The organism is Ramlibacter sp., from assembly GCF_035706265.1.
Taxonomy (GTDB): Bacteria; Pseudomonadota; Gammaproteobacteria; order Burkholderiales; family Burkholderiaceae_C; genus Ramlibacter.
The window spans coordinates 1-12,292 of sequence record NZ_DASSVG010000207.1; the positions used below are offsets into that span (position 1 = coordinate 1).

Annotated in this window: 14 protein-coding genes; 4 read left to right on the plus strand and 10 right to left on the minus strand. The window is 70.2% G+C overall.

Going from position 1 to position 12,292, the window contains the following annotated elements; all coding sequences use genetic code 11:
• The 3 genes from VFM98_RS07650 to VFM98_RS07660 all read right to left on the minus strand — a co-directional run.
• The coding region (locus VFM98_RS07650) for an efflux RND transporter periplasmic adaptor subunit (RefSeq protein WP_325109317.1) at nucleotides 1-1,273 on the minus strand (1,273 nt) is incomplete at its 3' end.
• 175 nt (nucleotides 1,274-1,448) lie between these two features.
• A complete protein-coding gene (gene rnhA / locus VFM98_RS07655; RefSeq protein ID WP_325109318.1) occupies nucleotides 1,449-1,895 on the minus strand; it encodes a ribonuclease HI in 447 nt (148 codons plus the stop codon).
• Entirely contained in the window at nucleotides 1,892-2,680 is a 789-nt protein-coding gene (locus VFM98_RS07660) for a class I SAM-dependent methyltransferase (RefSeq protein ID WP_325109319.1), read from the minus strand. Before VFM98_RS07660 ends, rnhA begins: the two co-directional genes overlap by 4 nt.
• Here VFM98_RS07660 and gloB point away from each other — a divergent pair.
• The 4 genes from gloB (at nucleotide 2,679) to VFM98_RS07680 (ending at nucleotide 6,219) form a co-directional block, all read left to right on the plus strand.
• On the plus strand, nucleotides 2,679-3,452 hold the full coding sequence (gene gloB, locus VFM98_RS07665) for a hydroxyacylglutathione hydrolase (protein WP_325109320.1): 774 nt from the start codon (nucleotides 2,679-2,681) through the stop codon (nucleotides 3,450-3,452). The two genes, VFM98_RS07660 and gloB, sit on opposite strands and share 2 nt — an antisense overlap.
• Nucleotides 3,449-5,026, plus strand: a complete 1,578-nt coding sequence (locus tag VFM98_RS07670) for a transglycosylase SLT domain-containing protein (RefSeq protein WP_325109321.1) — start codon at nucleotides 3,449-3,451, stop codon at nucleotides 5,024-5,026. Before gloB ends, VFM98_RS07670 begins: the two co-directional genes overlap by 4 nt.
• A gap of 179 nt (nucleotides 5,027-5,205) precedes the next feature.
• Nucleotides 5,206-5,604 (plus strand): hypothetical protein, encoded by a 399-nt coding sequence (locus tag VFM98_RS07675; RefSeq protein ID WP_325109322.1) that lies wholly within the window; start codon nucleotides 5,206-5,208, stop codon nucleotides 5,602-5,604.
• A gap of 165 nt (nucleotides 5,605-5,769) precedes the next feature.
• Nucleotides 5,770-6,219: a thrombospondin type 3 repeat-containing protein gene (locus VFM98_RS07680; protein WP_325109323.1), complete on the plus strand. Its 450-nt coding sequence runs from the start codon at nucleotides 5,770-5,772 to the stop codon at nucleotides 6,217-6,219.
• Between the two features lie 4 nt (nucleotides 6,220-6,223).
• Here the strand turns inward: VFM98_RS07680 and VFM98_RS07685 are convergent, their stop codons facing one another.
• From VFM98_RS07685 to dnaX, 7 genes are all read right to left on the minus strand, one after another.
• Nucleotides 6,224-7,045 (minus strand): ABC transporter permease, encoded by an 822-nt coding sequence (locus tag VFM98_RS07685; protein ID WP_325109325.1) that lies wholly within the window; start codon nucleotides 7,043-7,045, stop codon nucleotides 6,224-6,226.
• Nucleotides 7,042-7,875, minus strand: coding sequence for an ABC transporter ATP-binding protein (locus VFM98_RS07690; protein WP_325109326.1), 834 nt, complete (start codon nucleotides 7,873-7,875; stop codon nucleotides 7,042-7,044). Before VFM98_RS07690 ends, VFM98_RS07685 begins: the two co-directional genes overlap by 4 nt.
• Nucleotides 7,872-8,909, minus strand: coding sequence for an ABC transporter substrate-binding protein (locus tag VFM98_RS07695; RefSeq protein WP_325109327.1), 1,038 nt, complete (start codon nucleotides 8,907-8,909; stop codon nucleotides 7,872-7,874). Before VFM98_RS07695 ends, VFM98_RS07690 begins: the two co-directional genes overlap by 4 nt.
• A gap of 163 nt (nucleotides 8,910-9,072) precedes the next feature.
• Nucleotides 9,073-9,486, minus strand: coding sequence for an MAPEG family protein (locus tag VFM98_RS07700; protein WP_325109331.1), 414 nt, complete (start codon nucleotides 9,484-9,486; stop codon nucleotides 9,073-9,075).
• Nucleotides 9,487-9,488: 2 nt separating this feature from the next.
• Nucleotides 9,489-10,082, minus strand: a complete 594-nt coding sequence (gene recR / locus VFM98_RS07705) for a recombination mediator RecR (protein ID WP_325109328.1) — start codon at nucleotides 10,080-10,082, stop codon at nucleotides 9,489-9,491.
• Between the two features lies 1 nt (nucleotide 10,083).
• Entirely contained in the window at nucleotides 10,084-10,407 is a 324-nt protein-coding gene (locus VFM98_RS07710) for a YbaB/EbfC family nucleoid-associated protein (RefSeq protein ID WP_325109329.1), read from the minus strand.
• Nucleotides 10,408-10,420: 13 nt separating this feature from the next.
• The coding region (gene dnaX / locus VFM98_RS07715; RefSeq protein ID WP_325109330.1) for a DNA polymerase III subunit gamma/tau at nucleotides 10,421-12,292 on the minus strand (1,872 nt) is incomplete at its 5' end.

The window sequence follows — 12,292 nt, forward strand, 5'->3', positions numbered from 1 at the left end:
TGTGCGGCGTGGCCGCGGCCGCCTGGCCGCAAGGATTGCCGGGCGCGGAGGGCACCAGCGCGAGGGCCGCCGGCTGCTGGCGCGCGCCGTTGCCGTTGCCGGCCGCCTGCGCGGCGCCGTTGCCGCCGCGGCCCAGGTCCAGCACGTGGACCGCCATGCCGTCTTCCTTGATCCGCTGGTGGCCCGCCGTCACGACCATGTCGCCGGGGTTCAGGCCTTCGGTGATCTCCACCTTGCCCGGCTGGCGCAGGCCGACCTTCACCTCCACGCGGTGGGCGATGCGCGTCTCGGCATCGGGGCCGGGCGCGAGCCGGTACACGTACTGGCGGCCGCCTTGCGGCACGATCGCCTCCTCGGGCACCACGCGGGCATCGTCGCGCACGCCGAACACCGGCGTCACGCGCGCGAACATGCCGGGGCGCAACTCCATCCTGCGGTTGTCGATGCAGCCGCGCACGCCCACCGAGCGGCCGTTGGCGTCCAGCAGCGGGTCCACCGCCTGGATCAGGGCGCTGAAGCGGCGCCCGGGCAGCGCGTCGAAGTCCACCAGCGCGAGCTGGCCGGGGCGCACCTTGGCCTGGTAGCGCTCGGGCAAGCGGAAGTCCACGTACATCGCGTCGAGGTCCTCGATGTTCACGATGTCCGCGCCGTCCTTCAGGTAGTCGCCCACGCTGATGTTGCGGATGCCGGCCACGCCGTCGAAGGGGGCGACGATCTTCAGCCGCGCCAGCGTGGCCTGGGCCAGGGCCAGCTTGGCCTCGGCCACCTGCAGGTTGGCGGCGCTCTCGTCCACCGCGCGCTGGGCGATGAACTTCTCCTCCACCAGCTCCTGGTTGCGCTTGTGGTTGGCGCGGGCGATGGAGAGCTCCGCCTCGGCCTGCTTCACCTGCGCCAGCGGCAGCTGGTCGTCCAACTGCACCAGCAGCTGGCCGCGGCGCACGCGGTCGGCGTCGCGGAAGTTGATCCTGGTGACGCGGCCCGACACCTCGGGCCGCAGGATGACGCTCTGGCGCGAACGCAGGCTGCCCACCGCCGAAGCGTCGTCGGTGATGCGCTGGGTCTCGACCTGCGCGACTTCCACCACCGGCGCGCGCGCCGTGCCGTGTGCCGCCGCCTCGGGCCCGGCGGCGCCCCCGCTGGCGCGCCCCGGCGCCGCAGCCTGGGCAGCCGGTTCCTTGGGCCGCTGGGGCTGCTGTTGGTACCACCACGCAGCCCCGGAGGCTGCCGCGATCACGACTGCCGCGACCGCGGTATGGATGGACTTCAATGCCATGTAAGCTGATCCGTCGAAAATACTGATGCGCGCGAGCGCTGCCACCCTGGCGGCGGCGAACGACGCAATGTAACAGCCCGTGCGCTGCTCAGCATCGGCACCAGCCCTGAGACCCCCTCGCAAAGGGCCCCGTTCGGCACCTTTACCTTGGATTTACACACGACGCGACCAGCGGTCAGCGCCGCTGCACGCTCTGCACCCCGAGGTTCGCCAGCGCGTCGGCGCGCTCGTTGCCCGGATGGCCGTTGTGCCCGCGCACCCAGCGCCAGTCCACCACGTGGCCGGACTTCGTGATCAGTTCGTCGAGGCGCTGCCAGAGTTCCTGGTTCTTCACCGGCTGCTTGCTGGCCGTCTTCCAGCCCTTGGCCTTCCACCCCGGCAGCCATTCGGTGATGCCTTTCAGCACGTACTGGCTGTCCAGGTAGAGCGTGACGGCGCACGGGCGCTTGAGCGCCTCCAGCGCCTGGATCACCGCCATCAGCTCCATGCGGTTGTTGGTGGTGCTGGCCTCGCCGCCATACATCTCCTTCTGGTTGGAGCCGGAGCGCAGCAGCACGCCCCAGCCGCCCGGACCGGGATTGCCCTTGCAGGCCCCGTCCGTGTAGATCTCGACGTGGTTCATTCGATGGGTGTGGGTTGCCGCCGTTCGCGGCGGCTGCGGTTGGCCACCGGCACGGGGGCGGCGGCCAGGCGCTTGGCGCGCTTCCACGCGGGGCCGATCAACCGGGCCCCGCGCACGCGCTTGACGGCGACGATGAAATAGGCGGCGCCGAAGATCGGCCACGAGCGCTCGCCGATGGGATCCATCCAGGCGAAGCGGTCGAGCCACTTCTCGCTGGACAGGGCCGGGCGCCAGCAGCCGAAGCTGCTGGTCTCGACCTCGAAACTCAGGAGGCGCAGCCAGTCGCGCAGGCGCCAGTAGCCGATGAAGTCACCGGCATCGGGCAGGTACAGCTCGCCGAACCCGAGCCGCCGATAGAGATGGGCGCGCCGCTGGCGCAGGCCCCACAGGCTGGCGGGATTGAGGCAGCAGATCACCGCCTTGCCTTCCGGCACCAGCACCCGCTCCACCTCGCGCAGGGTGGCGTGCGGATCGACGTTCAGTTCCAGCGAGTGCGGCAGCACCACCAGGTCGAGGCTGTTCTCCTCGAAGGGCAGCGCGCTGAAGTTGGCGACGATGTCCGGCTTCACCGGCCCCTGCACGGCGCGCGCCTCGCTCAGGGCGAGCCACTTGTGCGGCATGCGATTGGCCCGCAGGGCATCGAGTTCGGGCAGCCCCACCTGCAGCGCGTGGTAACCAAAGATGTCGGCGACGGCGCGATCGAACTCGGCCCGCTCCCACGCCAGCAGATACCGGCCGGGAGGGGTTTCGAACCATTGCTGCATTCCTATAATCGCGTCGCTCATGAACTTGATCCCGCTGCCCGCCTTCCAGGACAACTACCTGTGGCTGCTGCACGACGGACAGCGGGCGCTGGTCGTCGACCCAGGCGACGCCGACCCGGTGCGGAATTTCCTCACGGAGCGCGGCCTGCAACTGGAAGCGATTCTAGTCACGCATCACCACGCCGATCACATCGGCGGCCTCGACGCGCTGCGCGATGCCACCGGCGCGCGCGTCTACGGGCCCGCGCGCGAACGCATCCCCGGGCCGCTGCAGCGCCTGGCCGAAGGCGACCGCATCGAGGTTCTGGGGCTGCCGTTCGAGGTGCTCGATGTGCCGGGCCACACGGCAGGCCACATCGCCTACTTCTGCCCGGAGTTCGAAGGCGCGCCGCTCCTGTTCTGCGGCGACACGCTGTTTTCCGGCGGCTGCGGGCGCCTGTTCGAGGGCACGCCGGCGCAGATGCTGCAGTCGCTCGAGAAGCTCGCCACGCTGCCCGGCGCCACCCGCGTGTGCTGCACGCACGAATACACCCTCTCGAACCTGAAATTTGCCACAGCGGTCGAGCCTGGCAACACGCAACTGAGCCATTACCGGCAACAATGCGAGCAGAGGCGCTCGCAGGGCGAGCCCACGCTGCCTTCCAGCATCGCCCTGGAGCGCAGCATCAATCCTTTCCTGCGCACCGGCGTCGCGGCCGTGGCGCGGGCCGCCCACGATCACGACGGGGCGAACGAAGCAGACCCCGTCGCCGTGTTCGCGACGCTGCGCCAATGGAAGAACGGGTTCCGATGAAGAAGTACTCCCTGCTCGCCCTCGCCGCCCTGCTGGCCCTCGCCGGCTGCGCCACCACCTCCGGCCCGGCGCCGGTCGCGAGCCGCGAGGCCGGCGCGGCGAACCCGCAGCCGTCGGAGGGCGTCGCCCGGGCCGCCGAGCCGCAGCCCGCGGTGCCGGCCGTGATCCCCTCGGGCCCGCTCTCGGCGATCCAGGCCGCCGACGTGGCTTCGCTGCCGGTGGCCGCACTGGAGCCGCCGCCGGACCTGTGGTCGCGCATCCGCTCCGGCTTCCGCATGCCGAACCTGGAGAACGACCTGGTGCGGCAGCAGGAGCAGTGGTACGCATCGCGGCCCGACTACCTGCAGCGCATGACGGACCGCTCGCGCAAGTACCTGTTCCACATCGTCGAGGAACTGGAGCGCCGGCAGATGCCCACCGAGCTGGCGCTGCTGCCCTTCATCGAGAGCGCGTTCAACCCGCAGGCCGTCTCCAGCGCGCGCGCCGCCGGCATGTGGCAGTTCATGCCCGGCACCGGCAAGGACTTCGACCTCAAGCAGAACTTCTTCCGCGACGACCGCCGCTCGGTGCTGGAGTCCACCCGCGCCGCGCTGGACTACCTGCAGAAGCTGCACGGCATGTTCGGCGACTGGCACCTGGCGCTGGCCGCCTACAACTGGGGCGAAGGCAACGTGAGCCGCGCCATCCAGCGCAACCAGCGTGCCGGCCTGGGCACCGGCTACACCGACCTGCGGATGCCCGACGAGACGCGCAACTACGTCCCGAAGCTGCAGGCGGTGAAGAACATCGTCACCAGCCCGGAGCAGTTCAGCGCCGACCTGCCCCTGATCGACAACCACCCCTACTTCCAGAGCGTCACGCTGCAGCGCGACATGGACGTCGAACTCGCCGCCCGCCTCGCCGACGTGCAGCTGGAGGACTTCAAGGCGCTCAACCCGCAGCTCAATCGGCCCGTGATCCTGGCCGCCGGCACGCCGGAGATCCTGCTGCCCTGGGACAACGCCACCATCTTCAAGCGCAACTTCGAGGCCCACAGCGAAGGCAAGTACGCTTCCTGGACGGCCTGGACCGCCCCTTCCACCATGAGCGTGGCCGACGCCGCGCGCCGGGTGGGCATGAGCGAAGGCGACCTGCGCAGCGTCAACAGCATCCCGCCGCGCATGCTGATCAAGGCCGGCTCGGTGCTGATCGTGCCGCGCCGCAGCGCCAGCCAGAGCGACGTGCCGGACCACGTGGCCGACAACGGCCAGCTGAGCCTCGCGCCCGAGGTCGTCACGCGCCGCACGGTGGTCAAGGCCCGCCGGCACGATTCCGTCGCCACCATCGCGCACCGCTACAAGCTCAGCCCCGCGCAGGTCGCGCAATGGAACCACCTTTCCGCCTCGGCGGCACTCAAGCCGGGGCAGCACGTGGTGCTGCACCTGCCGGTGCGCAGCACGGCGCGGGCCGCGGTGCGGGTGCCGGGCAAGGCGGTGGTGCGCACCTCCACGCGGCAGGCGCCGGCGAAAGCCCAGAAGAAGCATGCGGCGCCCCACCGCAGTGCCGCGCCGGCCAAGAAGAAGAAGCGCCGCTGAGGCAGCAACGGCGCGTCGAGGCAGCGGCACGTGCACGCCGCGTGAAGCGCGGTGTCAGCGCGTAACGCCCTCGTCCTCGCGCAGGACGGCTCCGACGGCGGCTGACGCCGCAGGCTGATGCCGTGCGCGTCGCCAGGGCCCGACAGTGCGGCTATTCCTCAATCACAAGGAGTCTCCGCATGCAAGGCAAATCGCTTCTGGCCGCGGCCTTCGCCGCCGCGCTGATGGGTTTCGGCGCCGCCGCCCAGGCGCAGTACAACGCCATCGTTTCCGTCGCGCCTCCACCGCCGCGGCATGAAGTCATTCCCGCCCCGCGCGAGGGCTGGGTCTGGGCCCCGGGGCACTACGAATTGCGCGGCAACGACTACGTCTGGATGGAAGGCCACTGGCTGCGCGAGCGCGTGGGCTACGAGTACCGCGAGCCGCGCTGGGTGCAGCGCGCCGACGGCAGCTGGGTGTTCGTGGGCAACAACTGGGAACGGGTGGAGCGCCACGCCCGCGCCCGCGGCCGCGACTGGGACGGCGACGGCATCCCGGACCGGCGCGACCGCTTCCCGCGCAACCCGAACCGCAGCTGACGCGCTTCACCGCACACCAAGGCCCTTCGGGGCCTTTTTTTTTTTGCTGCCGTCGCCCTTTCTGCTTAGGACCCGTCCGACGCGCTTAACAGCCGCCTGCTTCCTTGGCGCTGCCGCCCGCTCTCCCAAGCTGGAGGCATCCACTCTCAAAACGGAGGATCCGATATGCGCAACAAGAGTCTCATGGGCACCCTCGTGGCCGTTTCGCTGCTGACGTTCGGTGCGGCCTCGCACGCTGCCACCGCCGTCAATGCCCGCGGCGACCTGGACCGGGACGGCATCCAGAACCGCTACGACCGCGACCGCGACGGCGACGGGATTGCCAACAAGAGCGATCCGAATCCCAACATCTACAACCGCACGCGCGTGGTCCGCGGCCACGACCTGGACCGTGACGGCATCGCCGACCGCAGCGACCGCGACCGCGACGGCGACGGCATCCCCAATGCCCGCGATCCGCATCCGAACCGGCCCGATGTGCGCCGCATCGCCCGCAACGGTCCCTGGGGCGACCTCGATCGCGACGGCATCCTGAACCGCTACGACCGCGACCGCGACGGCGACGGCGTGCGCAACGGCCGCGACCGCTTCCCGGACAACCGCCGCCGCGCGTGATGCCCTAGAGCTTTTCCGTCTCGCCCTGCCGCGGCTGCCACTTCATCAGCCGCCGCTCGATGCGCCCCACCAGCGCATCGAGCAGCAGGGCGAAGGCCGTGAGCACCACGATGCCGGCGAACACCGTGTTGACATCGAAGGTGCCCTCGGCCTGCAGGATCAGGTAGCCGACGCCGCGCGCCGAGCCGAGGTACTCCCCCACCACCGCGCCCACGAAGGCCAGCCCCACCGAGGTGTGCAGGCTGGAGAAGACCCAGCTCGTCGCGCTGGGCAGGTACACCGTCTGCAGCAGCTGCTGGCGGCTCGCGCCCAGCATGCGCGCGTTGGCCAGCACCACCGGGCTCACCTCGCGCACGCCCTGGTAGACGTTGAAGAACACGATGAAGAACACCAGCGTGACGGCCAGCGCCACCTTGCTCCAGATGCCCAGCCCGAACCACAGCGCGAAGATCGGCGCCAGGATCACCCGCGGCATCGAGTTCAGGCCCTTGATGTAGGGGTCCAGGATCGCGCTGGCCGTCGGCGCCAGCGCCAGCCACAGGCCCACCGCGAGCCCCAGCACGGTGCCGATCGCGAACGCGAGCACCGTCTCCAGCAGCGTCACGCCGAGGTGCACGTAGATGTCGGCGCGCCCGGGCAGCCCCTCGGGGAACAGCGCGTTCGCGCCCACGTCGACGGGCAGGAACCAGGACCAGACGCGCCCTGCCACCTTCACGGGCTCGCCGAGGAAGAACGCGGTCTGCGGGTTGCGCGCGAGCAGGTGCCACAGCACCAGCACCGCAATCAGCACGCCGACTTGCCACAGCCGCAAGGCGCGCGTGCTCATGCCACCTGCCTCAGTTGCTGCGCGTAGCCCTTGAGGACTTCCTCGCGCAGCACCGACCAGATGCGCCCGTGCAGTTCCACGAAGCGCGCGTCGGTGCGCACCTCCGCGACGTCGCGCGGGCGCGGCAGGTCGATCGCGAACTCGCCGATCGGATGCGTGGCGGGGCCGGCAGAGAGCACGACTACGCGGTCGCTCATCGCGATGGCCTCGTCGAGGTCGTGGGTGATGAACAGCACCGCCTTCTTCCGCGCGGCCCAGAGCGCCAGCACCTCGTTTTCCATCAGCTGGCGGGTCTGGATGTCCAGCGCGCTGAAGGGCTCGTCCATCAGGATGATGTCGGGATCGAGCGCCAGCGTCTGCGCCAGCGCCGTGCGCTTGCGCATGCCGCCCGAGAGCTGGTGCGGATAGCGGTCGCCGAAGCCGGCGAGGCCCACGCGCGCCAGCCAGGCCTCGGCCTGCGCGCGCGCCTCCGCCTCGGCCAGGCCGCGGTACTGCAGGCCCACCATCACGTTGGCGAGCGCGCTGCGCCAGGGCATCAGCGCATCGGCCTGGAACATGTAGCCGGCGCGCCGGTTGATGCCGGCCAACGGCTGGCCGAATACGCGCACTTCACCGGCCGAGGGCGCCAGCAGCCCCGCGGCGACGTTCAGCAGCGTGGACTTGCCGCAGCCCGTGGGCCCCACCACGGAGACGAATTCGCCGGCGCCGACGGCCAGCGTGGTGCGCGCCACCGCCGTATAGCCCTGGCCCGCCGCCTCGCGGGCGCGGAAGGTGACGCTGATGTCGTGGAGCTCGAGGGCGCGCGCAGCCGGGGCGGCGGCCGTGCTCACGCCTTGTACTTTTCCTTCGCGCGGCGGGCGAACTCGTTGGTGAAGGTCTTGGCCAGGTCGATCTTCTCCGGCTTGACCGCCGGATCGAAGCTCGCCAGCGCCTTCAGCGCCGTGCGCGCGCCCTCCTCCGGCAGGACGCCGTCGAGGGCCAGCGCCTCGCGCACCTTGTTGAAGGAGGCGAGGTACAGCGCGCGGTCGCCGAGCAGGTAGCTCTCGGGCACCGTCTTGATGATGTCGCTCGGGCCGGCCGTCTGCAGCCACTTGAGGCCGCGCACGATCGCGTTGGCCAGCGCCTGGCAGGTGGCCGGATGCGTCTTGACGAATTCGCCGTGGGTGTAGAAGCAGGCGGCCGGCATGGGGCCGCCGAACACCTCCTGCGTGCCCTTGAGCGTGCGCGTGTCGCTGATGATGCGCACGTCGCCTTTCTGCTCCAGCATCGTCATCACGGGATCGATGTTGCTCATGGCATCGATCTGGCCGGAACGCAGCGCCGCCAGCGCGCCCGCCGACGTGCCCACGCCGACGTAGCTCACCTCGCTGGCCTTGATGCCGGCGCGCGAGAGCACCAGGTTGGCGACCATGTTGGTGGAGGAGCCCGGCGCGGTAACGCCGATCTTCTTGCCGCGCAGGTCCGCCACGCCCTTGTAGTTGGGAAGCGACTTGGTGGAGACGCCGATCGCGATCTGCGGCGCCCGGCCCATCAGCACGATCGACTGGATGAACTGGTTCTTGGCCTGCATGTTGATCGTGTGCTCGTAGGCACCGCTCACCACGTCGGCCGATCCGCCCACCAGGGCCTGCAGCGCCTTGGAGCCGCCGGCGAAATCGGAGATCTCGACCTCCAGGCCTTCGGCCTTGAAGAAGCCCAGTTGCTCGGAGATGGTCAGGGGCAGGTAGTAGAAGGCGGCCTTGCCGCCCACCGCGATGGAGACCTTGCTCTTCTCCGGCCGGCCCTGGGCCCGCAGCGCCGGTGCCGCCAGCGCCGCGGCGGCGAGCAGCGTGAAGGAGCGGCGGTTCAACGGTGTCCTCTGCATGGGGATCCCTCGGCTGTCGTCATGTTCTTGTCGCCGACGAGGGTAGTGCCCGTGTGTGTGCACCGCATCAGGACCATCCCCTGCGGGAAAACACGGGGCGCGGCGGCGCGCTGTGCCGCGCCCTAGGGAGCAGGCTTACGAGCCCGGGCTGCCGCCCGGGCTGCTAGTGCCAGGCGCTCAGGAAGATGCCCAGATTGGCCAGGAAGGCCAGGGCCCAGATCGCGGAGCGCGTCGTCGGCAGGCCGGCGACGTACATCACGATGTAGATGATCCGCAGGGTGACGAACAGCACCGCCAGGATGTCCAGCCGCGTCTGCGGCGCGCCGAGCTGGTGCGCGATGATCACGGCGCCGATGAAGAAGGGCAGCGCCTCGAAGCTGTTGGCCTGCGCCGCGTCGGCGCGCGCCTGCCAGCCTTGCTGGCGCGCGAGCCAGCCGCGCGGATCGCTGTTGTCGTAGCCGCCGGCGCTCGCCGGCTTGCCGAACGCCTTGAACTTCGCGACATAGCTGCACGCATAGGGCAGCAGCACCGCGATCAGCACGCACCAGTAGGCCACGGTGAACCGTGCATACGCCATCGTCATCTGCTCCTCCGGTCCACCAGCGCATGCGCGATGGTCCCCAGGTCCACGTATTCGAGTTCGCTGCCCGCGGGGACGCCGCGGGCGAGCCTTGTGACTTTCAGTCCGCGCTGCTTCAGGGCCTCGGCGATCACGTGCGCCGTGGCTTCGCCTTCGGCGGTGAAGTTGGTGGCCAGGATCACCTCCTGCACCTCGCCGTCGGTGGCGCGCGCGAACAGCTTCTCCAGGCCGATGTCCTTCGGGCCGATGCCGTCCAGGGGGCTCAGCTTGCCCATGAGGACGAAGTACAGCCCGTTGTAGGCCTGCGTCCGCTCCACCGCCGCCTGGTCGGCCGGGGTTTCGACGACGCACAGCTTGCTGCGGTCCCGCTGGGGGCTGCGGCAGGTGGCGCACACCTCGTCTTCGGTGAAGGTGTGGCACAGGCTGCAGTGGCGGATGCGCGTGGCGGCCTGCTGCAGGGCCTGCGCGAGCACCTGGGCGCCTTCGCGGTCGTGCTGCAGCAGGTGGAAGGCCATGCGCGAGGCGGATTTCACGCCCACGCCGGGCAGGCGCCGCAGCGCCTCGACCAGGGCCTGGAGGGATGCTTCGGCCACCCTAGAAGGGCAGCTTCATGCCCGGGGGCAGGCCCGCGGTCAGCTTGCCCATCTTCTCCTGCGTGGTCTCTTCGGCCTTGCGCACCGCGGCGTTGAAGGCGGCGGCCACCAGGTCTTCCAGCATGTCCTTGTCGTCGGCCAGCAGGCTCGGATCGATGGTGACGCGCTTGACGTCGTGCTTGCAGGTCATGACGACCTTCACCAGCCCGGCGCCGGATTCGCCCGTGACCTCGATGAGGGCCAGCTCCTCCTGTGCCTTCTTGAGGTTGTCCTGCATTGCCTGGGCCTGCTTCATGAGGCCGGCCAGCTGTCCCTTGTTGAACATGATTGCGCTCTCTTCAGTGTTTCTCGACGGGCTTGATGCTGCCCGGAACGATTTTCGCCCCAAACTCGCGCTGCATCTGCTGCACGAAGGGGTCGTTGAGGATGATCTGTTCGGCCGCCTGCTGGCGGCGCGCCGCCGCGGCCGCATTGCGGCGGGCCGGGCTGTCGGTTATGGGCCCCACTTCCACCGACAGGTCCACCGCGTGGCCGGCCGCATGCAGCGCGTTGCGCAGCCGTTCGCGGGCCGCGGGCTGGTTCAGCGATTCGCGCTCGACACGCAGCATCCAGTGGCCCTCGTCGCGCGCGACGAGCTGCGCCTGCAGCGCGAGCTCGCGCACGAGCGCGGTGATCGCCTCGCGCTCGACGAGCTCCTGCACCGTGGCCTGCCAGAAGTCGCCGTCGGGCGTGGGCGTGACCGAGGGCACGCCCGAAGGGCCTTCGCGGGCGGGGTCCGGCGGGACGCAGACCGGGACGGGGACGACGTCGGTGGGGTCGGTTGCAGCGGCCGGCGAGGGGCGGGTCGCGTGCGGTCGCGGATCGACGACGGGGAGAACGTGGCCGGGCGGGACGGCGGCACGTGCAGGCGTCGGCCGCGATTCAGCGGCGGTCGCCGTTCGATCCGATGCCGCCTGGGGCCCCGCAACGCTGGGTTTCGGGCTATCGCCGCTCAGCGCCAGCCTACGAGACTCCGCCGCCTCAGCGCTGTTCGCAGGCTCCGGGCTTTTCGCCGGCTCCGGGCCGTTCGTAGGCTGGCGCTGAGCGGCGTCAGCCCGAAGCCCAGCGTTTTCCGCCCGAAGCCCAGCGCTTTCACCCCGCGCTAGAGTTTTTTTTTCCGCCGCTCCCGGCTTGAACGCCAGCAGCCGCAGCAACACCATCGTCAGCGCCGCATATTCGTCCGGCGCCAGCCCCAGCTCCGCCCGCCCGTGCAGGCAGATGCTGTAAAGAAGCTGCGTCTCGTCCGCCGGCATCGCCGCGGCGAGCCGCGCGATCGTCGCGCCTTCCTCGTCGCTCGCGTCCGCCGACTCGGGCACCGCCTGCAGCACCGCCATGCGCTGCAGGACCATGCTCATCTCCTCCAGTGCCGCCGCGGCACTCAGGCCGTGCACCCGCAGGTCTTCCGAGGTCTCGACCACCGTCTTGCCGTCGCCCTGCGCCAGCGCCTCGATCAGGCGGAACACGTGGCTGCGGTCCACGCTTCCCAACATCTGCCGCACCGCCGCCTCGCGCAGCTGCCCGCCGCCGAAGGCGATCGCCTGGTCGGTGAGCGACAGCGCGTCGCGCATCGAGCCGCGCGCGGCGCGCGCCAGCAGCCGCAGCGCCTGCGCATCGGCCGGCACGGCCTCGGCTTCCAGCACGCGCGCGAGGTGGTCCTGCACCGTCTCCGGCGCCATCGGCCGCAGGTTGAACTGCAGGCAGCGCGAAAGAACCGTCACCGGCACCTTCTGCGGATCGGTGGTCGCCAGCACGAACTTGAGGTACTCGGGCGGCTCCTCCAGCGTCTTCAGCATCGCATTGAAGGCGTGCCCCGTGAGCATGTGCACTTCGTCGATCATGAAGACCTTGAAGCGGCCCTGCACCGGCTTGTAGACCGCCTGCTCCAGCAGCGACTGGACCTCGTCGACGCCACGGTTGGAAGCCGCGTCGAGCTCCGTGTAGTCGACGAAGCGGCCCGCGTCGATGTCGGTGCAGGCCTGGCACACGCCGCAGGGCGTGGCGGTGATGCCGCCCTGCCCGTCCGGGCCCTGGCAGTTCAGCGACTTGGCGAGGATGCGCGAGACGGTCGTCTTGCCCACGCCGCGCGTGCCGGTGAAGAGGTAGGCGTGGTGCAGCCGCTGCTGCTCCAGCGCGTTCGCGAGGGCCTGCACCACGTGCTCCTGGCCGACCAT

Excerpts from the sequence above, each read along its gene's own strand:
- rnhA (WP_325109318.1), bottom strand. The coding sequence starts at position 1,895 with ATGAACCACGTCGAGATCTACACGGACGGGGCCTGCAAGGGCAATCCC.
- gloB (WP_325109320.1), top strand. The coding sequence starts at position 2,679 with ATGAACTTGATCCCGCTGCCCGCCTTCCAGGACAACTACCTGTGGCTG.
- VFM98_RS07660 (WP_325109319.1), bottom strand. The coding sequence starts at position 2,680 with ATGAGCGACGCGATTATAGGAATGCAGCAATGGTTCGAAACCCCTCCC.
- VFM98_RS07670 (WP_325109321.1), top strand. The coding sequence starts at position 3,449 with ATGAAGAAGTACTCCCTGCTCGCCCTCGCCGCCCTGCTGGCCCTCGCC.
- VFM98_RS07675 (WP_325109322.1), top strand. The coding sequence starts at position 5,206 with ATGCAAGGCAAATCGCTTCTGGCCGCGGCCTTCGCCGCCGCGCTGATG.
- VFM98_RS07680 (WP_325109323.1), top strand. The coding sequence starts at position 5,770 with ATGCGCAACAAGAGTCTCATGGGCACCCTCGTGGCCGTTTCGCTGCTG.
- VFM98_RS07685 (WP_325109325.1), bottom strand. The coding sequence starts at position 7,045 with ATGAGCACGCGCGCCTTGCGGCTGTGGCAAGTCGGCGTGCTGATTGCG.
- VFM98_RS07695 (WP_325109327.1), bottom strand. The coding sequence starts at position 8,909 with ATGCAGAGGACACCGTTGAACCGCCGCTCCTTCACGCTGCTCGCCGCC.
- VFM98_RS07700 (WP_325109331.1), bottom strand. The coding sequence starts at position 9,486 with ATGGCGTATGCACGGTTCACCGTGGCCTACTGGTGCGTGCTGATCGCG.
- VFM98_RS07710 (WP_325109329.1), bottom strand. The coding sequence starts at position 10,407 with ATGTTCAACAAGGGACAGCTGGCCGGCCTCATGAAGCAGGCCCAGGCA.